A 22613-nucleotide genomic window follows, 5' to 3' on the forward strand; every position below is an offset into this window, starting at 1 on the left:
AGGGTAATAAAAGACAGCCCGAAGGCTGTCTTTTATTATGAATGGTTTTTATTCGCGATCAGGATTCATTGGACTGACATCCATTTCTTGGTAAGAAACCAGTTTGGTTTTGTATTTCCATTTATAGCCGAGCCAAATCGCCAAGAATAAGAAAATACCGATATAGGTCGATAAAACAGAGAGCCATTCGCCATCAAGTACTGCTTGGTAGTTTTGACCTAAAACAACAATTGCACACAGAATAAAGGCAAACCACGGTGCAAAAGGGAAGAATTTCGCACGATAAGCTAAGTCTTCAACCTTATGACCTTGGGCAACATAGCCTTTACGGAAACGATAGTGTGAAACAGCAATTCCTAACCAAACAATAAAGCCACACATACCCGACATGTTAAGCAACCAGTTGAAGACTTGTTCTTCGCCAATGAAAGTAGTTAAGAAACAGAGAGCAGCAATTGCTGTTGTCGCATAAAGCGCATTCATGGGTACGCCGCGAGGGTCTAATTTGGCAAACACTTTAGGTGCACTGCCATTTTGGGCCATATTAAACAGCATGCGCGTCGATGAATACATCCCTGAGTTACCTGCCGATAGAATCGCGGTTAAAATCACAGCATTCATCACGCTGGCAGCAAAGGCAAAACCTGCTTTTTCATAGAGGAGGGTAAATGGAGAGAGTGCAATATTCTCTGATGAAGCCGCTTGTAACAAAAGTGGATCATCATATGAAATGAGTGTACCGATAATGAAAATACACACCACATAAAACAGTAGGATGCGCCAAAAAATCTGTTTGATGGCAATCGGAATCGTCTTTTGTGGATCTTTCGATTCACCTGCAGCAACACCGACCATCTCAGTACCTTGGAACGAGAATCCTGCAATCATCGCGACACCAATCAGTGCAGATAAGCCGCCAACGAAGGGTGCTTCATCTTTAGTCCAGTTGGCAAAAGTTGCGACACCAGGCGTCATCATGATTTTAGCAATCATGAAAATACCAATGATGATAAACACAATAATGGCAAGGACTTTGACTAAGGAAAAGAAGAATTCACTTTCACCAAAGCCTTTGACTGTCAGTGCATTGATCCCAAAGACAACAGCTAAGAAGAGAGCACTCCAGTAGAAACCGGGCAGGTCGGGAAACCAGAATTTCATGATGAATTGAACTGCAACCAATTCAAATGCAACCGTAATGGCCCAGTTATACCAATAGTTCCAGCCAAGGGCGAAACCAAAACCGCCTTCAACATACTTGGTGCCATAGGTGAAAAATGCACCCGATGTTGGGTTGTGTGTTGCCAACTCACCCAGACTGGTCATGAGAAAGTAAATCATCACACCAATTAAGCAGTAGGCCAATAACGCCCCGCCAGGGCCAGCATTTGCAATGGTTGCACCTGAGGCAAGGAATAAACCTGTACCAATTGAACCACCAATGGCGATCATATTCAGATGGCGAGCTCCAAGCTTCCGCTTGAGTTGAGCTGGTTGAGTCGTTTCGCTCATCATTGTTCCTTAAGATTTCTTTTGTGTGCTGGCAAACAGCACTTTAAAGCCTTGTTGATCGGCTTTGGTTGTACATTGGCCAAAACTTTGCTCAATGAGTAATGGATAATTCAGAAAGCGGTTGGCAACAATCCACAACTCGCCATCCGATTTAAGATGGCGACGGGATGTTTTGCATAAATTTTCGCTGGCATTGTAATCTGTATGAATGCCTTGATGGAATGGGGGATTGCTGACGATTGCGTGTAAAAACAGAGGGGCATCCTCAATTCCGTGTACCGCTTTAATCTCAAGTTGTTCTGGCAAAAGGTTATTTTTCTCAAAAGTCATTTTTGTTGAAGCGAGTGCAAAGGCATCGACATCCAGTGCAAAAATGCGATTTTTCGGATTTAACTTGGCCAAATAAGCACTGATCACGCCTGCACCACAGCCAAAGTCTGCAATTTTTCCAGAAGTGACCTGTGAAAGGTGAGGCAATAACACGGCTGTACCCACATCCAGACGATTTTGACTAAACACACCCGGTAATGCGCAAATCTGTAATTCACCTTTCGGGGTGGGCACGGTATAGAGTTGTGCCCAATCGGCCAAAGGTTTTGCGGTTACGGTTTTTTCGGTGACTAACTGCCACATTTGACAATGTCGAGCGCTGTCTAATTTGAGGGTTTTACCAAAAGGTTGCAGCTGTTTAGACGCGCGTTCTACACCGCCTTTCTTTTCACCGACTAAAAAGATCGATGCGCCTACGGCCAAACGACTCACCAGTTGGTGTAGGACATAATTGAGTAGTTCTTTTGACTTTGGAACAAACACGATGGCTTGATCAAAAGCGACATCAGGTAAATCTGTACCAAAATGCACATCACTTTGTTGGTTTTGGAAATATTGTAATTCGTTAAAATTCCATGTCCAAAAATGTGGCTCTACAGCACCAATCAGCTGTGTATTTAATTCGTCACACGGTGCATTGACCAGTAAAACTGAACCAGAGAGAAATTCTTGCTGGCGAAGAACAACTTCACTTCGTGGATCCATTTTATATACTCCATTGTAAAAACGATGCCCAGACAGTGCTGGGCAAAGTGCATACTGAAATGAACAATTATTTCTTCGTTTCAGGAAGAATAATATTTAATAACAAAGCTGCAATACCACCTGTCGCAACACCTGAACTGAAGATGTTACGGAATAATTCAGGTAAGTGTTCCAAAATTTGTGGAACTTGTGCAACACCTAAACCGAGTGCCAATGAAATGGCAATAATCAGTAGTGCGCGGCGGTCAAGATGAATACCTGACAGAATGTTAATTCCAGAAGCTGCTACAGCTCCAAACATCACCATCACAGCGCCGCCTAAAACAGCTTGAGGCACTGCCTGAATCACACCTGCAACAGCAGGGAGTAAACCTAGAATCACCAATAATGCGGCAATCCAGATGCCGACATAACGGCTCGCAACGCCAGTGAGTTGAATTACGCCATTGTTTTGTGCAAAGACCGAGCTAGGGAAGGTGTTGAAAATACCCGCAAGGAAAGAGTTTGCACCATTCACCAAGACACCACCTTTAATACGCTCCATCCATGTTGCACCATCGACAGGTTGGTTCGAGAGTTTAGAGGTTGCCGTAATATCACCAATCGCCTCTAAAGAGGTCACAAGGTAAATAAAGGCCATTGGAATAAACAAACTCCAAGAGAAGTCTAAACCAAAGTGCATTGGGGTTGGAATTTGAACCAGAGGTGCATCCTGAAGACCTGAAAAGTCGAGATGCCCCATAAAGCCTGCCAACACATAACCGACAATCAGTGCGATTAAAATAGCCGAACTTTTTACCCAAGTAATGCGAATACGGTTCAATATAATGATCAGTGCCAGTACTGTACAGGACATGATTAAGTTGTCTGCATTGGCAAAGGTATTGTTTGACATGGCTTGATAGCCACCACCCATGCTGATCAGACCTTCTTTAATGAGAGTCAAACCAATCAATAACACCACAATGCCTGTTACCAATGGGGTAATGAGCATTTTCACCCACGGCAGAATACGTGACACGCCCATTTCAATAAATGAACCTGCGATTACCACACCAAAAATTGCAGCCATGACGGATTCTACAGGAGTACCTGCAGCAACCATGGCAGAGCCAATTCCAATAATCGGGCCGATAAAGTTAAAACTGGTGCCCTGAACAATTAATAAGCCTGCACCAAAAGGTCCAACTTTTTTACATTGTAAGAAGGTTGCAATCCCTGAAATGACCAAAGACATGGATAAAATCATGTTGGTGTCTTCTTTCGATACACCAAGCGCTAGACAGATGAGTAAGCCCGGAGTAACAATTGGGACAATAATTGCAAGGAGATGTTGAAAGGCAGCAAGAAAAGCAATGATTGGGCGAGGGCGGTCGTTTAAACCATAGACCAAATCGAGTTGATCTGTTTGATTGGGAGAGAGTTTCTGATCAGACATATGTCAAAGGGTGTTAGCAAGGTGGCGCTATTCTAATCGCTTTACACAGCTTTACAAAATTAATTACACACCACTTATCAAAAAAAATGAGTCTGTCAATAAACTGTCACTACTAAATTCTATTATTTTTCTGTATAATTTGCCCTCAAACTTTAGGCGTATCGAATTTACATGTCAGATATCAAAACTCTCCGCAACATTGCCATCATTGCGCACGTTGACCACGGTAAAACCACTCTAGTAGACAAACTTTTACAGCAATCAGGTGCACTTGGCGATCGTGCAGGTGAGATTGAGCGTGTCATGGATTCAGGCGCGATTGAAAGTGAACGTGGTATTACCATTCTTGCAAAAAACACTGCAATCAAATGGTTAGATGCACGTACCAATACAGAATACCGTATTAACATCGTCGACACCCCAGGACACGCGGACTTCGGTGGTGAAGTTGAACGTGTAATGTCGATGGTTGACTGTGTACTTCTTCTTGTTGACTCTCAAGAAGGTCCAATGCCACAAACTCGTTTCGTAACGCAAAAAGCGTTCGCACGTGGTTTGAAGCCAATCGTAATTATCAACAAAGTCGACAAGCCAAGCGCGCGTCCAGATTGGGTTATTGACCAAGTATTTGATTTGTTTGATAACCTTGGTGGTTCTGACGAACAGTTAGACTTCCCAGTTGTTTACGCTTCAGGTCTTCGTGGTGTTGCTGGTCCATCTCCAGAAGAACTTGCTGAAGATATGACTCCATTGTTCCAAACTATCGTAGACATTGTTGAGCCACCAGCAGTTGATGTTGATGGTCCATTCCAAATGCAGATTTCTTCACTTGACTATAACAGCTTCGTAGGTGTTATCGGTGTTGGTCGTATTCAACGTGGTTCAGTTGGTCTGAACACTCAAGTTACTGTAATTGACAAAGAAGGTAAGACTCGTAACGGTCGTATCTTAAAAATCATGGGTTACCACGGTTTAGAACGTGTTGATGTTGATTCTGCTCAAGCAGGCGATATCGTATGTATCACAGGTATTGATGAACTTCATATCTCTGACACAATTTGTGATCCGAAAAATGTTGAAGCTTTACCACCATTGTCTGTAGATGAACCTACAGTAACGATGACTTTCCAAGTAAACAACTCACCGTTTGCTGGTAAAGAAGGTAAGTTCGTAACTTCACGTAACATCCGTGAGCGTTTAGATCGTGAATTAATTCATAACGTAGCGTTACGTGTTGAAGACACTGATAGTCCAGACCGTTTCAAAGTATCTGGTCGTGGTGAACTTCACCTTTCAGTTCTTATTGAAAACATGCGTCGTGAAGGCTTCGAGATGGGCGTATCTCGCCCACAAGTAATCTTGAAAGAAGTTGATGGCGAAAAGCAAGAGCCATACGAAAACGTAACATTTGACGTTGAAGAACAGCACCAAGGTTCTGTAATGGAACAAATGGGTCACCGTAAAGGCGAAATGACGAATATGGAAGTTGACGGTAAAGGCCGTATCCGTATTGAAGCAACTGTTCCTTCACGTGGCTTAATTGGTTTCCGCTCTGAATTCTTGACCATGACTTCTGGTACAGGAATCATGACTTCAAGCTTCTCGCATTACGGTCCAATGAAACAAGGTACTGTTGCGAAACGTCAAAACGGTGTGTTGATTTCTATGGTTCAAGGTACTTGCCTTGGCTATGCATTGTTCACATTGCAGGACCGTGGTCGTCTATTTGCTAAACCTCAGTTAGAAGTTTACGAAGGTATGATCATTGGTATTAACTCTCGTTCAGATGACATGACAGTTAACCCAACTAAAGCAAAACAGTTAACAAACGTACGTGCTTCTGGTACTGATGATGCGTTGACTCTTGTTCCTGCTGTTGAATATACGCTTGAACAAGCGCTTGAATTCATTGAAGATGATGAATTAGTTGAAGTAACACCTAAGTCAATCCGTATCCGTAAGCGTTACTTGACTGAAAACGAACGTAAACGTAACCGTTCTGGTAAATAAGTTTTAAAAATGATGTTGCCCCATCGGGGCCGCGACATTTAAAAATGCCATCAATTTATTGATGGCATTTTTTTGTTTAAAATTAGCAAACCAATATATAAAAGCAGATGATTTCCGAGTAAATTACGTGGAAATGAAGCTATAAAATTAATGTATACTTCGTCACATAAATTAAAGTCAAAAAATAACTGGAGATTTAGATGAGTATTGTTCAAGAGTTCCGCGAATTTGCGGTAAAAGGCAACATGATTGATTTGGCTGTCGGTGTAATCATCGGTGGTGCATTTGGTAAAATTGTCGATTCCTTGGTGAAAGACATCATTATGCCATTGATCACGGTTGTGACTGGTGGAGGTGTAGATTTCACACAGAAATTCTTTGTTTTAGGGGATAACCCAAACAATTTACAGTCTTTAGATGAGTTGACCAAAGCTGGGGTGAACGTCCTGACTTATGGTAACTTCCTTACGATTTTAATTAATTTCATCATTTTGGCATGGGTGGTGTTCTTAATGGTGAAAATGATTAATCGTATGCGCCGTAAACAAGAAGAAGTAGCGCCAGAACCAGCAGCAACGCCAGAAGATATCGCGTTGCTACGTGAAATTCGTGATGAATTGAAAAAACGTCAGTAATCGAACGGTTAAAATAAAACGGCACATCAAGTGCCGTTTTTTATGTCTGAGACTTATCGAAAGACTGGTTTTTGTACAATTTTGACTTTATGATGCGCGCTGATTGAATAGCTGTGGTGATGCCGAATGAACCAATTATTTGTCTACGGGACGCTCCGTCCAAATCATGAAAATGCCCATCTTTTAGAGCGTATAGGTGGAACATGGCAAAAAGGCTATGTGCATGGCGTGGTGCATATTTTAGATTGGGGACCCGACAAAGGCTTATTCGCCATTGTTTTAGATCCGCAAGCAGCAGCAGTTGAAGGATATTTTTTTAGCAGTGAAAAATTAACCGAACATTGGGATGCGTTGGATGAGTTTGAAGGGATACAGTATCAACGGGTGAGGGTACAAGGGACGTTGGAGTCTGGCGAACGCGTTGATGCTTGGACATATGAGATGAAAGAGGCTTAATCAAATACAGTGTTCGTGATGTGTTTAGGCTTAAACACATCACACAACGCGCAGCTTTTAAAAATCCATACGGAATTTAATTTCTAGTAAATGAAAACCAAATTGGCTCTTGATGGGACCATGTAGTACTTTTTCAGCAGCACTAAAGACCAATTTATCAATCACAGGCACCAGTTGGCCTTTTTTGACTTCACCCAGTTCACCACCGCGTTTAGCTGAATTACAGGTGGAGTATTGCTTGGCAATTTTGGCGAAATCGGCACCATCGTGGATTTTCTTTTTCAGTTGTTCAGCGAGGTCTTTGTCTTTGACCAAAATATGACGAACAATGGCAGTTTTCATTTGGTTTTTCCTCGAGCTGTGGCTTTGGGCTTAGGTTGCACTTTTTTTAGCGGTTGGCATTCGGGACAAAATACAGAAGCACGCTGTCCTAGTTTGATGTTTTCAAGTGTGGTTTCGCAGTTCACACACATTTCACCTGCTCGGCCATAAGCCAATAAGGTTTGTTGAAAGTAACCATTTTCACCCATCGCATTGGAATAGTCCCGCAAGGTAGAACCACCTAAATTGATGGCCTGCTGCAAAATACGTTTAACCTCGACCACCAATTTTTCAATTTGGCTGGGCGTTAAACTAGACGCCACTTGCGCAGGGTGTATGCCCAAATTAAACAAACTCTCTGTGGCATAGATATTTCCGACACCAACCACCACATGATTATCCATGACTGCAACTTTTATGCCGACCTGTTTATTTTTCAACTTTTGACTTAAATATTCAGCGTTAAAATCAGCACTCAGCGGTTCAGGCCCAAGGGTATCGATTAACTTGGTTTGCGAATATTCATCCAGCCATAAAATACAGCCGAAGCGGCGCGGATCATGGTAGCGTAGCTCGACATCTTCAAAACGAATAATCAAATGATCGTGTTTACGCAGCGTTTCACCGACCTCACAAATACGGAAACTCCCGGACATGCCCAAATGCCAAAGCATCGTGTCTTGTTCAAAAACGGCCAAAATGTATTTAGAACGGCGTTTGAGTTGAATTAAACGCTGTCCCACCAGTTTGCTGAGATCGGCGGGAATCGGCCAGCGCAGGCTCGACTGGCGAACTTCAATACTGAGTACTTGTTGATCTAATAACGGCGCTAAACTGGCTTTGGTGGTTTCAACTTCGGGTAATTCTGGCATGGCAACATGAGCTGATAAAACTTGAGGCTAATATTGCGGTGTACACGCAAGATTGCAAGTGATTTCAACGAGAGGCTTGCCTTTAGCACATTTGTACGGAGCTAGAGTGCAAGTGTGATCAGGAATCATCTTCCTTAAATTACACTCTTGAATTGAGTGAAAACTGCTATGAATCACCCGAATCCAATCTTCTATTTATAGCTGTGGACGATATTGATAACTTTTTTTTGACTTAATGATAAAAATTTTGCTGAGATCTTTGTTTAAAAATTATGTACTTTTCATTAAATTTTTCATTTAAATAAAATGAATTGTTCTTCATTTTAGTTTGGGGCTTAGGTTTTATGCGACAGTTTTCTTTCTCTTTATTTGCAACAGCAATGTGTGCTTGGGCGACAGTGTGTCATGCGGAGCAAATGTTGGATGTACAGGGTCAGTATTTGTTTGGTGACTGGCAGGGAAAACGAACTGAATTGGCGCAAAAAGGCATTAAGCTTGAAGCAAATGCTTTAACAGATACCAACTATTTGGCGGATGGTGGTCGCAATGCAGGTGCAAGCCCAAGTACTGCTTCGCAGTTTTGGCTAGGAACACAATTTGATTTAGAGAAGCTAGCCGGCTGGGAAGGGGTCACCGTTCGTTTTGTTGCGACTGCGCGTCAAGGACAAAGTACCTCTATTCGCGATTTACAAGATCCTTCTGCACCGCAATTAGCCAATGTACAAGCCACCTATGGCCGTGGAAACCAAGACAGCCGTTTGTCAGAGCTTTCGATTGAAAAGCGTTTTAAAGAACAAGGGCTCAGTGTCAAAGTTGGGCGACTGGGTTTGGGTTCTGACTTTGATGTGATGGCCTGTGATTTTGTCAGTAATGCCTTTTGTGCCGCACAAATGGGGAAATGGCAGGGCAATATCTGGATGAATACGCCGGTTTCACAATGGGGCGGTCGCATTAAATATCAAGTGACTCCTGAAGTGGCAACGCAAATTGGGGTGTACGAATTTAATCCAGATAATGGCAATGGCAAAGCCGAGGGACAGGGTTGGAGTCTAGACACAGAACATGCCGATGGTGTGACTATTCCAGTAGAAGTGATTTGGGCACCGAAAGCACTGTTCAATGGTTTGGCGGGGAGCTATCGGGTCGGTGGAATATATAACACCGCAGATGACCCAAACAACCAATATGACGTGGCTTATGGCAAAGGTGTGGTGGGCGAAGATCGGACGTTTGCAGGTTGGATTGCCATCGAACAGCAACTGACTTCAACGGGTGCAGGGCGCCAAGGTTTGCATAGTTTTGCCAATTTTACATGGCATGATCGCATCACCAATAAAGTAGACAACTCACAACAAGTGGGGCTGAAATATATTGGTTTATTTGAGCAGCATCCGACGGATATTTTAGGTTTGGGAGTGAATCGTGTACATCTGAATGAGCGATTTACTGCGGGTAAAGCACAGTATGATGCGAGCGCAGAATACAATATTGAACTGAACTATAGCTATAACGCTATGCCGTGGTTAATGTTACGTCCCAACATTCAGTATGTGATCAACTCAGGTTCAAGCCATGTGGTGGATAATGCATTAGTCTTGGGGCTTGGAAGCCGCATTACTTTCTAAATGGATAGCCATAAAAGTGCAAAGGTTTGACAGCAGATTTGCACTTTTAGCATTGAATGCAAGGCACTTTATTTGTTATAGATCATAGTGAGTACAGGGAGAGCTGTGATGCCATTATTATTTCAACCCATTCAATTTGGGGATCTAAACTTAACAAATAAAATCGTGATTGCGCCGATGTGCCAATACTCAGCCAATGATGCGGGTGAGCTGAGCTATTGGCATGAGCAACAATGGGCCAATTATGCTTTGTCAGGTGCGGGTCTATGTATTGTTGAAGCGACAGCCGTACAAGCGGTAGGACGGATCAGCTTTGCGGATTTAGGACTGTGGAATGATTTGCAACGTGCGCAAATGAAGGCCTTACTTCAAAAAGTCAAAATACTCTCTCCGATGCCTTTTGCCATCCAACTGGCACATGCGGGACGTAAAGCATCGACCGACCGACCTTGGTCGGGAAAAGGTCAGATCAAACCGAATGAACCGCATGGTTGGCAAACGGTGTCTGCCAGTGATGTCCCCTTTAAGCCTGAAGAACATGCACCACATGCTTTGAGTGTGAAGGAGATGCAAGACATTATCGATGATTTTGCTAGCGCAGCAGTGCGCGCAGTAGATGCAGGTTTTGAGCTGATCGAGCTACATGCAGCGCATGGCTATTTGTTGCATCAGTTTATGTCACCCCTGTCGAACCGACGTACCGATGAATATGGTGGAAGTTTTGAAAACCGTATTCGATTTACCTTAGAAGTGTTTCAAGCCATTAAACAAGCTGTTCCTGAAAACTATCCCGTGGGTATACGTTTATCTGCGACCGACTGGATGGAGTCGACTGCAACAGAAAGTTGGGATATTGATTCAACGGTTGGGCTATCGAAAGCGTTAGAGCAACTCGGTGCGGCTTATATTCATGTTTCAAGTGGTGGCTTGCACGTGGAACAAGACATTCAGATTAAGCCCAAGTATCAAGTGCCTTTTGCCCATGCAGTGAAACAAGCGGTGAAAATTCCAGTCATTGCGGTGGGCTTGATTACAGAAGCTAAGCAGGCTGAACATATTTTAGAAGCGCAAGAAGCAGATGCAATTGGTCTGGCGCGTGCCATGTTGTATGACCCACGATGGCCGTGGCATGCCGCTGCAGAATTGGGTGGGAAAGTCTCTATTGCACCGCAGTATTTACGGTGTCAGCCACATGGGATCAAAGATTTGTTTTCTGCGTTCTAATCGCATAAGCATTTTGCTTCGCCATTGGGCTTTAAAAATATTTCAACTGAGTAAAGGTGTATCCTAGGATAGGTCTTTACTTACATCATCTGGAAAAGGAACAGCTTGAATGATTTTTTCGGTAATTTTTCCAGTATTTTTCCTACTCTTCCTTGGTTTTGCCTCTGTCAAAATCCAATTGCTCGCTAAAGAGCAAATGACCGCGATCAGTGCTTTTGTCATCAAAATTGCATTACCTGCTTTATTGTTGCATGCCTTAGCATCAAAAGATCTGCATGAAATTTGGTATCCGTCATATTTTTATGTTTATGCCGCTGTGACCTTTGGCTTATTTATTACGGCTTTTATTTTAGGTCAAAAGCTGTTTAAGAATCACTTTACCCACGCCGCAGTTTTTTCACTGGGAGCATCCATGTCCAATACGGGGTTATTGGGAGCAGCGATTTTGACGCTGCTAATGGGAAGTGAAGCGATGATTTATATTTCATTGGTGGTGATCATTGAAAGTGTATTTCTTGTACCGCTGATGCTCACTCTGGCGGAAATAGGGCGACAAAGACAAGCCAATTTAGCCTCCATTTTAAAAACCACATTTCTCACGCTACTTAAAAATCCACTGTTTTTGTCGGTGATGATTGGTATGGGTTGTGCGATTTTCGAACTTCAAATTCCACATTTAATCGACCAAGTATTTGCGATGTTAGGTCAGACCGCTGCACCTTTAGCGCTCTTTATTATTGGTGGGGGAATGGTCGGGCTAACCATTCAATCGTTTAACTTACAAACCGTTTATCTGGTGGTGTCCAAAAATATTTGTATGCCACTCTTGGTTTATTTAGGGCTGACCTATTTGACTGAATTGGACCCAAAGATGATTTATGCAGGGACCTTGATTGCGGCTTTGCCGATGCCGTCTTTGTTTGGAATTTTTGGGCAAGTGTATGGTTTGAATGAAAAAGCACTCACTCCACTGATGATTAGCACGCTATTGAGTTTTGTGGTGGTCAGTGTCTTGATTGGTATTTGGTGGTAAAAAAATACTCTCCGAGGAGAGTATTTTTTGAAGAAGCGATTTATTTTTTGACTGCTGCTGTTGCAGGGGACTTAGCTTGATTCGCCATCATGGTTTCAACCTGCGCTAATGATTCTTTCGCTTGTGGCACATTTTCTTTAGCTAAAGCGGTAAAAATTTTCTTCGCTTCAGGCAAGTTCTGAGGAATGATATTGCCATTAGCAAACATATTGCCTACGGCCATCAGGGCAGGAATGTAACCTTTTTTGGCTAAGTCTTGAATGCTGTTGAGGCCTTTTTGAATGGGTGCTTCTTGTTTGTTTTTAAAGCCTGTGCTGATGTCATATAAAGCTTGTGCATGAATGGCTTGATAGTTGCCTTTTTTCACCAAAGGCTCAAGTTTTTTAAGGGCTAACTTTTCAGACTCTGGTTTATTTTCAGAAAATAACAGCACGGCATATTCAACGGTTGCATCATCAAAGCCTAGTTTAGATGCGGCTTCAAAGTGTTGTTTGGCTTTGTTAATGTCTTGAGGTAAGCCTAAAGTACCCGTGACATAGTTTTTCGCAAGCACATAATGCGCAACAGGGTAGCCTTTGTTTGCAGCATCTTGATAGAGCTGAATGGCTTTCTTCTCATTCTTCGCTGTGCCTTGGCCAGTCTGAGTCAAATAAGCCAAGTTATACATGGCTTGTGGGTTGCCAGACTTTGCCAGTTTTTCTAAAGCCTGATATGCCCCCGTCATATTGTTGGCTTTGACCATTTCCTCTATCTTGGCAAATTCGGGGTTGATGGTCTCTTGAGTGGTGGCTGCAAGTGCAAGCTGGCTAGTGAGTGCAATTAAGCTTGCAAGTACGATTTTCTTCATGTTTTATAAACCTTTTTCTTACACATAAGTCCATCTATGTGTGTATTTGTTTTGAGTCATTTCACATCATAAGTTGAATTGTGTGAATGTAAATATCTGAATTGTGTCTTGGTCTTACAAATTTTCGTTGATTGTGTTGATCGGTATATCTTTTTCCAATACAACCCGCGTGATGTACAGTGGAAAGGAGTGCAATGGGTTATTGGTAGTTGTAGGTGATGGCTTCGGGTTTTATTAGGATTCTGGCTTAGATTCTGTTTAAATAGCGCTGAAAATGAGTAGTGAGTTCAGCATGTTTATTAAGTCAATTAAGCGAAATTATTTAAAAGTTTTGGCCGATGAGTCGATTCCAGATGGTGAAAAAATTGATGCCTTATTGATGAAATTGGGTGGTGAGTTTTTAGTGAGCAAAGATGACCGTGTATATATCTTTGAAAAAGACGGTGTGACCGCAAAATTTGATGCTAAACATGCACGAGACTTTTCATTTAAAGACTATCTCTGCAAAGACATGAATAAGCTGTTTCATGATTTTTGATGTTTAATATTCATTGTAAATGAGTGAACTATTAAATAAGGCTCTAAAAGGGTTTAAGTCCTTGTATGAGCCTTTTTTATCCAAGGACTGATGGTTACTATAGCGTTCTAAAGCAATACTTTTTTATGTTCTTTTTATAGCCACAGAACGAGAATGAAGGCTTTAACCCACTGTAAAGACACTTGCAGTGGTTAGGCTAAAAGATAATATAAAATAATATTTTGTATATGAAGAGCCTATACGATTTTCTAGCAAAAGCGTTTGACTATGTGCTCATCATCCAAGTTATATCATATAAAAAAGAAGGTTACTTTTCATAAGATGAATCGAGACGTCTCTAAAATGATAAAAATATTCTCAATCTTATTCATATGTTTAGTTGGTTCAATGGCAGTTTTAGCAGGGCAGCCAAATCTTGTGCCTCATCAAATCAGCTTGAAAAATGGGAAGCGTTTTTCTCTAAACCTTCCAGCAAATTACGACATCATTCCTGCGGCTGAGGGTTTAAAACGTGTTCGTTTTTTTAGCAAAGCACCTGACGGTAGAATGTTTGTCACAGACATGCACGATTTGACCGACAATAATAAAGGCATCGTTTATATTTTGGATGAATGGAATGCTGAAACAGGAAAATTCGGCAAAATTATTCCTTATATGACAGGTTTGAAAAATCCAAATTCAGTCCAATTTTATACCGATTCTTCAGGGCAAGATTGGTTATATTTAGCTGAAACGCATCAGCTCACCCGACAGAAATTTACCCAAGGCGAAATTAAACCCACGGCCAAAGCTGAAGTTTTAGCGACTTTTCCTGATTATGGTTTAAGTTATAAATATGGTGGCTGGCATCTAACACGAACTATTGCCGTGGGTGGAAACGGGAAAATTTATGTTTCAGTCGGCTCAAGTTGTAATGCTTGTACTGAGAAAGAAAAAGTTCGAGCAACAGTTTTAGAAATGAATCCCGATAGTTCGGAACAAAAGATTTATGCCACAGGCTTGCGTAATGCCGTCGGTTTGAAATGGGTGGGTAAATTTTTATTTGCCACCAATCAAGGTGCAGACCATTTGGGTAAACATAAACCTGATGAAACTTTTTATGCACTCAAGCGTGATGCAGATTATGGTTGGCCATCTTGTTATTCGTTTAATGGTAAAATTTTTGCAGATCCAAATTTTAAACGTCCAACAGGATGTAAAAATGTACCATCTCCTTATGCCTATTTCCCATCACATTCATCAGCACTAGGCTTTGACTATTTTGATCATCCAAATACGGATGACCTCATTAAAAACTCTTTTTTAGTGGCTCTTCATGGTTCTACGGATGCCACAATTGGTCATGGCTATAAAATTGTGATTATGCGTAAAGGGCAAAAACTTGAAACCTTTATGGATGGTTTTTTAGTGGGGAATAAGGTGAATGGTCGACCTGCGGATATTTACCGTATAGATGCAAATTCATTTTATTTTTCAGATGATAAGGGTGGAGTGATTTATTATGTGAGGAAGAAAGAGTCCTCATCACTTTAAGTTTTAAAAAAGCCCCTAAAAGCAAGAATAAGTTTTAGAGGCTCATTTATCATAACAGCATAAAATTTAAAGATTTACTGTGGTCTTGCCACATCACCATTTAAGCGTTCTGGTAAGTCTAAAACTGTCACATCCAGTTCACTCAAAGACTCAGGACGTGCCACCACCAACGCGACATAACCGCCATCAATCGCAGCGCTATTCACCACTTGAATACCTTTATTCAACTGTTCAGCTTGTGCAGGCGCGCTGCCTGTACCCTGAATTAAATGCAACCATGCTTTGGGTTTGGCTTTAAACCATAAACGTGCAATCACTTCCTGACCCAAGTAACACCCTTTGTCATAGTGCACGCCCTCACGTTGGTGTAAACGTAGCTCTTGAGGTTGAAACACATGCTCAATCGCTTGTTCGATAAACGCTTCACCATGGGTGATGGCTTGCACTTGCCATGCTGCAATATCTGTAGGCTCAGCAGAGAAGGTGGTACGGTCTTGCGTGAAGGTTGGAAAAACTGAACCCATAGATTCAAGTTTCATTTTAGAGAAAGCACCAAACTTTTTAATGTGCTTGGCAAACTCTTCCGACTGGTCTTGAGTGGTGACAATTTCAAAATGTTCAGGGTTACGTTTTGTCAGCCACAAACCAAAGTGAATACGGCCTTTCAAGTCGCAAATGGCGGTGTATTGCGTTGTATTTTCAGCTAAAGTTTCAACGTTGACCGTCACTTGGCCTTGTAAAAATTTGAGTGCATCTACACCAATTAAAGTGAAAGAGGAGAAAGCTAGATCGCTCATGAATTGCTCGCCTACCTTAAAATCTAATACTAAAGAATTAGGGCTATTTTCCGCTATTTTTCAGAAAAAATCATATTTAGAGTAAATATTTAAAAGTTAATGTAACTAAATATTTCAAAACCCCCTATTTTTATATCTAAGTTTATGAAATATAAACGATTTGGGAAATGGGTTTTCGACAGTGTAGTATGCCTAGCAGACAAAGATGAATGGTCTAGTAAAGACAGTGAAGAAAAATGAAACACCAAAGGCAGGAACGCTATGAACAATAATCACCGCAAACCACTGCAAGGCACCCAGCTAGAATACTTTGATGTGCGAGAAGCCGTTGAACAGATTCAGCCAGGCGCTTATGCAAAACTTCCATACACCTCAAAAGTATTGGCTGAACAGTTAGTGCGTCGTTGTGATCCTGCTATTTTGGAGCAGTCACTAAAAGAACTGATTTTCTCAAAACAAGATCACGATTTCCCTTGGTATCCTGCACGTGTGGTGTGCCATGACATTCTTGGACAAACGGCATTGGTTGACCTTGCAGGTTTACGTGATGCGATTGCAGACCAAGGTGGTGACCCATCTAAAGTGAATCCTGTGGTGCCAACACAATTGATTGTCGATCACTCTCTTGCTGTGGAATACGGTGGTTTTGATCCAGATGCCTTTGAAAAAAACCGTGCTATTGAAGACCGTCGTAACGAAGACCGTTTTCACTTCATCGAATGGACTAAGACCGCTTTTGAAAATGTCGATGTGATTCCTGCGGGGAATGGCATCATGCACCAAATCAACTTGGAGAAAATGTCTCCAGTGGTGCAAAACCGTGATGGCGTGGCATTCCCAGATACTTGTGTCGGTACAGATTCACACACGCCACATACCGATGCGCTCGGTGTCATTTCGATTGGTGTCGGTGGTTTAGAAGCTGAAAATGTGATGTTAGGTCGAGCTTCTTGGATGCGCTTACCAGACATTATCGGGGTTGAATTTGTTGGACAACGTCAAGCGGGGATCACTGCAACAGATATCGTTTTAGCATTGACTGAATTCTTACGTAAAGAACGTGTTGTCGGTGCGTACCTTGAGTTCTTTGGTGAAGGTGCTGACAGCATGTCAGTGGGTGATCGTGCCACGATTTCCAATATGACACCTGAATATGGCGCAACTGCGGCAATGTTCTATATTGACCAAAACACGATTGATTATTTAACCCTGACTGGTCGTGAAGCTGAGCAAGTTGCACTGGTTGAAAACTATGCCAAAGAAATTGGTCTTTGGGCATCGGATATGAAACAAGCAGAATATCCACGTGTACTTCGCTTCGATCTTTCAACAGTAACACGTAATATTGCAGGTCCATCAAACCCACATGCACGTGTATCTACTGCTGATTTAAAAGAAAAAGGCATTGCAGGTGTTGTTGAAAATCGTACCGATGGCTTAATGCCTGATGGTGCTGTGATTATTGCTGCCATTACCTCTTGTACCAATACATCAAACCCACGTAATACGGTTGCAGCAGGTTTGTTGGCTCGTAAAGCCAATGAATTGGGCTTAACACGTAAACCTTGGGTGAAATCTTCTTTTGCACCGGGTTCTAAAGCTGCTGCTTTATATCTTGAAGAAGCAGGCGTATTGACTGATTTAGAAAAACTCGGTTTTGGTATCGTGGCGTATGCATGTACCACCTGTAACGGTATGTCAGGTGCTTTAGATCCTAAATTACAACAAGAAATTATTGACCGTGACCTGTATGCAACTGCGGTACTTTCAGGTAACCGTAACTTCGATGGTCGTATCCATCCTTATGCAAAACAAGCGTTCTTGGCATCTCCTCCGCTGGTTGTTGCGTATGCGATTGCAGGAACCATTCGTTTTGATATTGAAAAAGATGCATTAGGAAACGACAAAGACGGTAACCCAATTTACCTCAAAGACATCTGGCCTTCAGATGAAGAAATTGATGCGCTGGTCAAAGAAGCGGTAAAACCTGAACAGTTCCGTAAAGTGTACATTCCAATGTTTGACTTGGGTGTCACTGAGAAAGCGGCAAGTCCTTTGTATGACTGGCGTCCGCAAAGTACCTATATCCGCCGTCCGCCGTACTGGGAAGGGGCTTTGGCTGCACCTCGTACACTGGCAAATATGCGTCCGCTTGCAATCTTGCCTGACAACATCACTACAGATCATTTGTCACCATCGAATGCAATTATGATGGATTCAGCAGCAGGTGAGTATCTACATAAAATGGGCGTGCCTGAGGAAGACTTTAACTCGTATGCAACGCACCGTGGTGACCATTTGACGGCACAACGTGCAACTTTTGCGAATCCGAAACTGTTTAATGAAATGGTGGTTCGTGCGGACGGTACGATCAAGCAAGGTTCGAAAGCACGTGTTGAGCCTGAAGGCGAAGTGATGCGTATGTGGGAAGCGATTGAAACTTATATGAATCGTAAGCAACCCTTGATTATCATTGCAGGTAAAGACTATGGTCAGGGTTCTAGCCGTGACTGGGCTGCAAAAGGTGTGCGTCTAGCTGGTGTTGAAGCGATTGTGGCTGAAGGTTTTGAGCGTATTCACCGCACTAACTTAGTGGGTATGGGCGTGTTACCGCTTGAGTTTAAAGCGGGTGTTGACCGTAAAACTTTAGGTTTAGATGGTACTGAACTTTATAGCGTGATTGGTAATATTGCGCCGCGTTCGACGTTAACTTTAGTCATTGAGCGTGCGACGGAAGATGGTAAGAGTGAAATTATTGAGGTACCTGTAACCTGTCGTCTAGATACTGAAGAAGAAGTGTCTGTATATGAAGCGGGTGGTGTATTACAACGCTTTGCGCAAGATTTCTTGGAAGGGAATGTGGCTTAAGACTTTAAGCTGAAATAATTGATATTGTTGTAAAAAGACCCTACATTTATGTGGGGTTTTTTATGGTAGAAGTAAATGTTAAGTGGACAACGAGCGTCAATATTTTTAAAAGCGATGGGGGCGAGAATCAAAGAGTCTCAGAGAATAGATGCAACTGATAAAGTTAGATGTTATCAAATAGCTAATTCGAAAAGTAAAGTTCAAATTTTTTTTGATGCTAAAACTATTGGAAAATGTCGATTCAAATTTGACTATTCAACGGCACTTAATCGGGTAAAAATCAATACTATTTCTAATATTTTTCAATGCTATTTAGATGATGAAATTGCTTTGAGGAATTTAGTTGAATACTTTGAAAATTAAATTCTTTTAGTAGAAGTTAGTAATGTTTTTGAGAAGTAAAATTAGGTGACCTAATGCATTGGTTGCATATTGGTATTCAGCAAGTTTTAAAGAAGAAAATTAATGACAAAAAAACAACGAGTATTTTTAGGTATTTTTATAATAGTTATACTATTAGCTATTTTATCGATTTTTATATATTTTTTTCTAGGTTGGCTCAAAAGTCTAAACCCAAGTGTTGGGGCGGCCTTAATTACAGCATCTTTAGGTTTTATAGGACTTTGGTATGCTCAATGGCAATCAAAAAGTAGGGATATTGCAGAGAGTCATAGGGCAAGTAAAATTGAGGTCTATAATTTGTTTTTTGAAATTGTTGAAAAATTTAATGAAGAAGAAATGCCAAGTACAGAAATACCAGATGATCTAAAGAAGAAGTTTGTACAATTGAATAGAGGTTTAATATTATGGGCATCACCCGAAGTGATTAAAGCATATTTAAACTTTAGAAGAATAGCAGGTCAGAGTTCAGAAAATATTCTGTTTGCAGTTGATCAAGTTTATCAGGCTATACGCAAGGATTTATCTAATAGTAATCTTACTTTGGAAAAAGGGGATCTAATTAGATTAAATTTAAAAGATCCTGATGAATTGAAATAAAAGTTAAATCGAACTGAATTCAACAATTATTCAAGATGGTTGATTGAAAAACACTCAAAAAATACCTATCATAAGATATATATCAAAACTGATGGAGTAGCCTTATGACTACCGCAAAAGTTTTTATGACTGGTCGAAGTCAAGCTGTTCGCTTACCCAAAGAATTTCGCTTTGAAGGTACAGAAGTCGAAATTTTCCGTCGTGGCGATGAAGTGATTCTGCGTGAAAAATCAGTTACCGTAGATCGGTTATTTAAAGTATTAGCGCAAATGCCGAATGACTTTTATGCAGAAGAAAGAGTGGATGAACCACCACAGGAACGAGAAGAGTTCTAATGCAGACACAATATTTATTGGATACGAATATTTGTATCTACATCATCAAACATCAACCTGAAATTGTCCGTCAGCATTTTGAAAAACATCTCCCACATCGAAATATTTTAATTTCAGTCATTACTTTGGGGGAGTTGCGTTTTGGTGCAGAGAAAAGTCAGCAAAAAGAAAAAGCCCTCAAAGTGATAGATGAATTAACCTCAATGATTCAAGTGGTTGAGTTAGATGAATATGTCGCTGACCACTATGCGCAAATACGTCACGATCTTTCATCCAAGGGGCAGATTATTGGTGCGAATGATTTGTGGCTTGCCGCGCATGCACGTGCGAATAATTGGGTGATGGTGACCAATAATGAAAAAGAATTTTTGCGTGTCGATGGATTGCAGATCGAAAATTGGGTGACTAACACCTTGTAAGACGTTTAGATTTTCTATGGAAATTATTTCTTGCCCAAATGCCATCATCATTTGTCGAAATGATCAATAGACATTCATCATAAAATGCATATACTAGTAAGACCATTTTCTAAACATATGGAGAACAAAAATGGTTACTGCTGGCGAAAAACCTGGAACAGGCTTCTATTTTTGTGTTCAATGCGGACACCGCGTCTACTTAGAAATTGGTACAGATCGTTTACCCCCGTGTACCAAATGCCAAGGCAATCAATTTAACAATAAGAATGCCTAAGCCAAAGATTTAACAGTTACCCACTGTTTAAAAGAAAAGCCCTATCACCCGATAGGGCTTTTTGCTAAGTTATAAAAAAGATAAAAACATCCCGACTTAGGCGATATAGGAAAAGTACATGGAAACCATATTAGGACTTTGTATCGGCATTGGCTTAAGTGCTGCCTGTGGCTTTCGTGTCTTTGTCCCACTCTTGGTCATGAGCCTTGCATCTATTATGGGATGGTTCGAACCCATGCAAGGTTTTGAATGGTTAAGTATGCCATCGGTATGTATCGCATTAGCGATTGCAACTGTCTGTGAAATCGCAGCCTATTACATACCATGGGTCGACAACGCTTTAGACACCATTGCAACGCCAGCCGCGATGGTCGCAGGCACACTCACCACTATGGCAGTCAGTAGTGGGGAAATGTCGCAGTTTGCCAGTTGGGCAGCGGCAATCATTATCGGTGGCGGTACAGCAGGTGCTGTGCAAATGAGTACCGTTGCTGTCCGTGGGGTTTCAACCGCGACGACAGGCGGGGTTGCCAACCCACTGGTGTCTACAGTGGAGTGGGTCGGAGCCGTTTTACTGTCCGTGCTTTCACTACTGGTTCCTGTCTTGGTGGTGATTGTAGGCATTATTTTGGCGATCTGGGCCGTACGTTGGTTTAAACGTAAAAAACAAGAAAGTATCAGCACACCTTTATAGTTTCAGCAGTTTTCTTATGGTGTTGTTGGGTCTTTAAATTTAAAGATAGCGTGGCTAATTTTTTGGTTAGTGGACATCAATCCTTTTAACTTGATATGGCTTAGAGGTCAGTTTCACTTTTAAAATAATGATTGATTTTCATACGGCATCCGTTTAATTTTATAAATACATACTTTTTGTATGGTTTTGTTTGTAGTTGAACTTTATAAAAATTATTTGGGGAACTGTAAATGATAAAATTTATTGTAAATGAACACCCTAGTGAAAAAGGCATCCATCATATTCATAATGCATCCTTAGGCTGTGCCGACTTACCCAGCTCGGAGGATCAAATTCTGATTGGTTATTTTGCCAATTACGAGCTGGCTTATAAACGGGCAAGAATGAACTGGCCCAGAGAAAAAGTCGAAGGCTGTGACAAGTGTTGTTTCAAATAGCCAAAAGCAAAAAAGCTCTGCAAATTATGCTGAGCTTTTCATTGTTGGATATGGATGTTCTATTTTTTAAGTATTACAACATTAATGAATTTCAATTCGGGTCGTGACCTTAATTTTTCGACACTCTCGGTCAGCTTCGACTAAAGCACGAATTTTAAAGTCAGAAAATCGAACCACTCGATTTTGCATAGCAAACTGTTCAGGTGTTCTAACTTCTAAGCACTGAAAAGGACGCAGATTTTTTAGGATGTGCTTTTGTTTATCCGTCATGTTCTGTGTCGATAAGTACACATAGCCTTTGGTGGTTTTTAACAATACTTCATTTGGCTGTGCTTCGGTTGAGCTAGTAACTTTGACGATATGTGTTTTTAACACTTTGCATGCACTGAGGGAAAGCGCAAGGCACAGCATCAGCAGGGCAGTTTTGGTTTTCATGATGAAGCGTATTTGAATGGTCTTTCTTCACTTTAGCCGAAAGTTTTCAACGGCAGCAATCAAAACATGACATGGATACAGTCATCTGTTTTTAATTGTAGAACATTCTACAAATAGACTTCTGAACCGTACCGGGTTTGTCGGAGACTTTTTTATTTAAGTTAGGCCACCTGACCTAACGGGTTAATCTTATCATAGTACATTGCTTCAAACTCAAAAGGCGATACATAACCCAGTGCACTGTGTACACGCTTTTTATTGAACCAATATACCCAG

25 protein-coding genes are annotated in these 22613 nt (G+C 41.4%); 16 read left to right on the forward strand and 9 right to left on the reverse strand.

What is annotated here, in order from left to right:
- Positions 1-48: 48 nt before the first annotated feature.
- The 3 genes from MF4642_RS12595 to MF4642_RS12605 all read right to left on the reverse strand — a co-directional run bounded on the left by MF4642_RS12595 (position 49) and on the right by MF4642_RS12605 (position 3985).
- Positions 49-1512: an amino acid permease gene (locus MF4642_RS12595; protein ID WP_078426440.1), complete on the reverse strand. Its 1464-nt coding sequence runs from the start codon at positions 1510-1512 to the stop codon at positions 49-51.
- A 9-nt stretch (positions 1513-1521) separates the two neighbouring features.
- Positions 1522-2547, reverse strand: coding sequence for a class I SAM-dependent methyltransferase (locus MF4642_RS12600; RefSeq protein ID WP_058870216.1), 1026 nt, complete (start codon positions 2545-2547; stop codon positions 1522-1524).
- Positions 2548-2614: 67 nt separating this feature from the next.
- Positions 2615-3985 carry a uracil-xanthine permease family protein gene (locus MF4642_RS12605; RefSeq protein WP_058870215.1) on the reverse strand — a complete coding sequence of 457 codons (1371 nt, stop codon included), beginning with the start codon at positions 3983-3985 and terminating at the stop codon, positions 2615-2617.
- Positions 3986-4156: 171 nt separating this feature from the next.
- On the opposite strand from MF4642_RS12605, the gene typA reads away from it, so the two are divergent.
- The 3 genes from typA to MF4642_RS12620 all read left to right on the forward strand — a co-directional run bounded on the left by typA (position 4157) and on the right by MF4642_RS12620 (position 7086).
- Positions 4157-5995: a translational GTPase TypA gene (gene typA, locus MF4642_RS12610; protein ID WP_004695169.1), complete on the forward strand. Its 1839-nt coding sequence runs from the start codon at positions 4157-4159 to the stop codon at positions 5993-5995.
- Between the two features lie 200 nt (positions 5996-6195).
- Positions 6196-6630 carry a large conductance mechanosensitive channel protein MscL gene (mscL, locus tag MF4642_RS12615; RefSeq protein WP_078426441.1) on the forward strand — a complete coding sequence of 145 codons (435 nt, stop codon included), beginning with the start codon at positions 6196-6198 and terminating at the stop codon, positions 6628-6630.
- A gap of 126 nt (positions 6631-6756) precedes the next feature.
- A complete protein-coding gene (locus MF4642_RS12620; RefSeq protein ID WP_078426442.1) occupies positions 6757-7086 on the forward strand; it encodes a gamma-glutamylcyclotransferase family protein in 330 nt (109 codons plus the stop codon).
- 57 nt (positions 7087-7143) lie between these two features.
- Here the strand turns inward: MF4642_RS12620 and MF4642_RS12625 are convergent, their stop codons facing one another.
- Together MF4642_RS12625 and mutM are read right to left on the reverse strand one after the other, a co-directional pair.
- On the reverse strand, positions 7144-7428 hold the full coding sequence (locus MF4642_RS12625; RefSeq protein WP_004695176.1) for a peptidylprolyl isomerase: 285 nt from the start codon (positions 7426-7428) through the stop codon (positions 7144-7146).
- Entirely contained in the window at positions 7425-8279 is an 855-nt protein-coding gene (gene mutM, locus MF4642_RS12630) for a bifunctional DNA-formamidopyrimidine glycosylase/DNA-(apurinic or apyrimidinic site) lyase (protein WP_078426443.1), read from the reverse strand. Before mutM ends, MF4642_RS12625 begins: the two co-directional genes overlap by 4 nt.
- A gap of 344 nt (positions 8280-8623) precedes the next feature.
- On the opposite strand from mutM, the gene MF4642_RS12635 reads away from it, so the two are divergent.
- The 3 genes from MF4642_RS12635 to MF4642_RS12645 all read left to right on the forward strand — a co-directional run bounded on the left by MF4642_RS12635 (position 8624) and on the right by MF4642_RS12645 (position 12161).
- Positions 8624-9904: a carbohydrate porin gene (locus MF4642_RS12635; protein WP_078426444.1), complete on the forward strand. Its 1281-nt coding sequence runs from the start codon at positions 8624-8626 to the stop codon at positions 9902-9904.
- Between the two features lie 108 nt (positions 9905-10012).
- Positions 10013-11128, forward strand: a complete 1116-nt coding sequence (locus tag MF4642_RS12640; RefSeq protein ID WP_078426445.1) for an NADH:flavin oxidoreductase/NADH oxidase — start codon at positions 10013-10015, stop codon at positions 11126-11128.
- 109 nt (positions 11129-11237) lie between these two features.
- Positions 11238-12161 carry an AEC family transporter gene (locus MF4642_RS12645; protein ID WP_078426446.1) on the forward strand — a complete coding sequence of 308 codons (924 nt, stop codon included), beginning with the start codon at positions 11238-11240 and terminating at the stop codon, positions 12159-12161.
- 40 nt (positions 12162-12201) lie between these two features.
- On the opposite strand, the gene MF4642_RS12650 is transcribed toward MF4642_RS12645, so the two are convergent.
- Positions 12202-13008, reverse strand: a complete 807-nt coding sequence (locus MF4642_RS12650) for a tetratricopeptide repeat protein (RefSeq protein ID WP_078426447.1) — start codon at positions 13006-13008, stop codon at positions 12202-12204.
- Positions 13009-13300: 292 nt separating this feature from the next.
- Here MF4642_RS12650 and MF4642_RS12655 point away from each other — a divergent pair, with 292 nt between their 5' ends.
- Entirely contained in the window at positions 13301-13546 is a 246-nt protein-coding gene (locus MF4642_RS12655; RefSeq protein WP_004695190.1) for a hypothetical protein, read from the forward strand.
- A gap of 342 nt (positions 13547-13888) precedes the next feature.
- Complete coding sequence (locus MF4642_RS12660; protein ID WP_078426448.1) at positions 13889-15079, forward strand: PQQ-dependent sugar dehydrogenase; 1191 nt, start codon at positions 13889-13891, stop codon at positions 15077-15079.
- 74 nt (positions 15080-15153) lie between these two features.
- Here MF4642_RS12660 and MF4642_RS12665 read toward each other — a convergent pair whose 3' ends face one another.
- Positions 15154-15876, reverse strand: a complete 723-nt coding sequence (locus MF4642_RS12665) for a YgfZ/GcvT domain-containing protein (protein ID WP_078426449.1) — start codon at positions 15874-15876, stop codon at positions 15154-15156.
- 261 nt (positions 15877-16137) lie between these two features.
- Here MF4642_RS12665 and acnD point away from each other — a divergent pair, with 261 nt between their 5' ends.
- From acnD to MF4642_RS12705, 8 genes are all read left to right on the forward strand, one after another.
- Positions 16138-18744, forward strand: a complete 2607-nt coding sequence (gene acnD / locus MF4642_RS12670; RefSeq protein WP_078426450.1) for a Fe/S-dependent 2-methylisocitrate dehydratase AcnD — start codon at positions 16138-16140, stop codon at positions 18742-18744.
- A 75-nt stretch (positions 18745-18819) separates the two neighbouring features.
- On the forward strand, positions 18820-19107 hold the full coding sequence (locus tag MF4642_RS12675; protein WP_078426451.1) for a hypothetical protein: 288 nt from the start codon (positions 18820-18822) through the stop codon (positions 19105-19107).
- 102 nt (positions 19108-19209) lie between these two features.
- Complete coding sequence (locus tag MF4642_RS12680; RefSeq protein WP_078426452.1) at positions 19210-19743, forward strand: hypothetical protein; 534 nt, start codon at positions 19210-19212, stop codon at positions 19741-19743.
- A 104-nt stretch (positions 19744-19847) separates the two neighbouring features.
- Positions 19848-20078 carry an antitoxin gene (locus tag MF4642_RS12685; RefSeq protein WP_078426453.1) on the forward strand — a complete coding sequence of 77 codons (231 nt, stop codon included), beginning with the start codon at positions 19848-19850 and terminating at the stop codon, positions 20076-20078.
- A complete protein-coding gene (gene vapC / locus MF4642_RS12690) occupies positions 20078-20497 on the forward strand; it encodes a type II toxin-antitoxin system tRNA(fMet)-specific endonuclease VapC (protein ID WP_005400269.1) in 420 nt (139 codons plus the stop codon). Before MF4642_RS12685 ends, vapC begins: the two co-directional genes overlap by 1 nt.
- Before the next feature lie 130 nt (positions 20498-20627).
- Positions 20628-20771 carry a zinc ribbon-containing protein gene (locus MF4642_RS12695; RefSeq protein WP_004695201.1) on the forward strand — a complete coding sequence of 48 codons (144 nt, stop codon included), beginning with the start codon at positions 20628-20630 and terminating at the stop codon, positions 20769-20771.
- A gap of 118 nt (positions 20772-20889) precedes the next feature.
- The gene (locus tag MF4642_RS12700) at positions 20890-21465 is read left to right on the forward strand and encodes a DUF4126 domain-containing protein (protein WP_004983081.1); all 576 of its coding nucleotides are present in this window, start codon (positions 20890-20892) and stop codon (positions 21463-21465) included.
- Positions 21466-21695: 230 nt separating this feature from the next.
- On the forward strand, positions 21696-21902 hold the full coding sequence (locus MF4642_RS12705; RefSeq protein ID WP_078389051.1) for a hypothetical protein: 207 nt from the start codon (positions 21696-21698) through the stop codon (positions 21900-21902).
- Between the two features lie 81 nt (positions 21903-21983).
- Here the strand turns inward: MF4642_RS12705 and MF4642_RS12710 are convergent, their stop codons facing one another.
- On the reverse strand, positions 21984-22337 hold the full coding sequence (locus MF4642_RS12710; RefSeq protein WP_078426454.1) for a hypothetical protein: 354 nt from the start codon (positions 22335-22337) through the stop codon (positions 21984-21986).
- A gap of 161 nt (positions 22338-22498) precedes the next feature.
- The coding region (locus MF4642_RS17385) for an IS3 family transposase (protein ID WP_413772799.1) at positions 22499-22613 on the reverse strand (115 nt) is incomplete at its 5' end.

It is taken from the genome of Acinetobacter sp. MF4642, assembly GCF_002018925.1.
Lineage (GTDB): Bacteria > Pseudomonadota > Gammaproteobacteria > Pseudomonadales > Moraxellaceae > Acinetobacter > Acinetobacter johnsonii.

Bases quoted from the DNA above. Each gene is read 5' to 3' on its own strand.
- mscL (WP_078426441.1), top strand. From the start codon at position 6,196: ATGAGTATTGTTCAAGAGTTCCGCGAATTTGCGGTAAAAGGCAACATG.
- MF4642_RS12635 (WP_078426444.1), top strand. From the start codon at position 8,624: ATGCGACAGTTTTCTTTCTCTTTATTTGCAACAGCAATGTGTGCTTGG.
- MF4642_RS12650 (WP_078426447.1), bottom strand. From the start codon at position 13,008: ATGAAGAAAATCGTACTTGCAAGCTTAATTGCACTCACTAGCCAGCTT.
- MF4642_RS12600 (WP_058870216.1), bottom strand. From the start codon at position 2,547: ATGGATCCACGAAGTGAAGTTGTTCTTCGCCAGCAAGAATTTCTCTCT.
- MF4642_RS12660 (WP_078426448.1), top strand. From the start codon at position 13,889: ATGATAAAAATATTCTCAATCTTATTCATATGTTTAGTTGGTTCAATG.
- MF4642_RS12595 (WP_078426440.1), bottom strand. From the start codon at position 1,512: ATGAGCGAAACGACTCAACCAGCTCAACTCAAGCGGAAGCTTGGAGCT.
- MF4642_RS12695 (WP_004695201.1), top strand. From the start codon at position 20,628: ATGGTTACTGCTGGCGAAAAACCTGGAACAGGCTTCTATTTTTGTGTT.
- MF4642_RS12640 (WP_078426445.1), top strand. From the start codon at position 10,013: ATGCCATTATTATTTCAACCCATTCAATTTGGGGATCTAAACTTAACA.
- typA (WP_004695169.1), top strand. From the start codon at position 4,157: ATGTCAGATATCAAAACTCTCCGCAACATTGCCATCATTGCGCACGTT.
- acnD (WP_078426450.1), top strand. From the start codon at position 16,138: ATGAACAATAATCACCGCAAACCACTGCAAGGCACCCAGCTAGAATAC.
- MF4642_RS12665 (WP_078426449.1), bottom strand. From the start codon at position 15,876: ATGAGCGATCTAGCTTTCTCCTCTTTCACTTTAATTGGTGTAGATGCA.
- MF4642_RS12710 (WP_078426454.1), bottom strand. From the start codon at position 22,337: ATGAAAACCAAAACTGCCCTGCTGATGCTGTGCCTTGCGCTTTCCCTC.
- MF4642_RS12605 (WP_058870215.1), bottom strand. From the start codon at position 3,985: ATGTCTGATCAGAAACTCTCTCCCAATCAAACAGATCAACTCGATTTG.
- MF4642_RS12625 (WP_004695176.1), bottom strand. From the start codon at position 7,428: ATGAAAACTGCCATTGTTCGTCATATTTTGGTCAAAGACAAAGACCTC.
- MF4642_RS12705 (WP_078389051.1), top strand. From the start codon at position 21,696: ATGATAAAATTTATTGTAAATGAACACCCTAGTGAAAAAGGCATCCAT.
- MF4642_RS12655 (WP_004695190.1), top strand. From the start codon at position 13,301: ATGTTTATTAAGTCAATTAAGCGAAATTATTTAAAAGTTTTGGCCGAT.
- MF4642_RS12675 (WP_078426451.1), top strand. From the start codon at position 18,820: ATGTTAAGTGGACAACGAGCGTCAATATTTTTAAAAGCGATGGGGGCG.
- MF4642_RS12645 (WP_078426446.1), top strand. From the start codon at position 11,238: ATGATTTTTTCGGTAATTTTTCCAGTATTTTTCCTACTCTTCCTTGGT.
- MF4642_RS12685 (WP_078426453.1), top strand. From the start codon at position 19,848: ATGACTACCGCAAAAGTTTTTATGACTGGTCGAAGTCAAGCTGTTCGC.
- MF4642_RS12680 (WP_078426452.1), top strand. From the start codon at position 19,210: ATGACAAAAAAACAACGAGTATTTTTAGGTATTTTTATAATAGTTATA.
- MF4642_RS12700 (WP_004983081.1), top strand. From the start codon at position 20,890: ATGGAAACCATATTAGGACTTTGTATCGGCATTGGCTTAAGTGCTGCC.
- mutM (WP_078426443.1), bottom strand. From the start codon at position 8,279: ATGCCAGAATTACCCGAAGTTGAAACCACCAAAGCCAGTTTAGCGCCG.
- vapC (WP_005400269.1), top strand. From the start codon at position 20,078: ATGCAGACACAATATTTATTGGATACGAATATTTGTATCTACATCATC.
- MF4642_RS12620 (WP_078426442.1), top strand. From the start codon at position 6,757: ATGAACCAATTATTTGTCTACGGGACGCTCCGTCCAAATCATGAAAAT.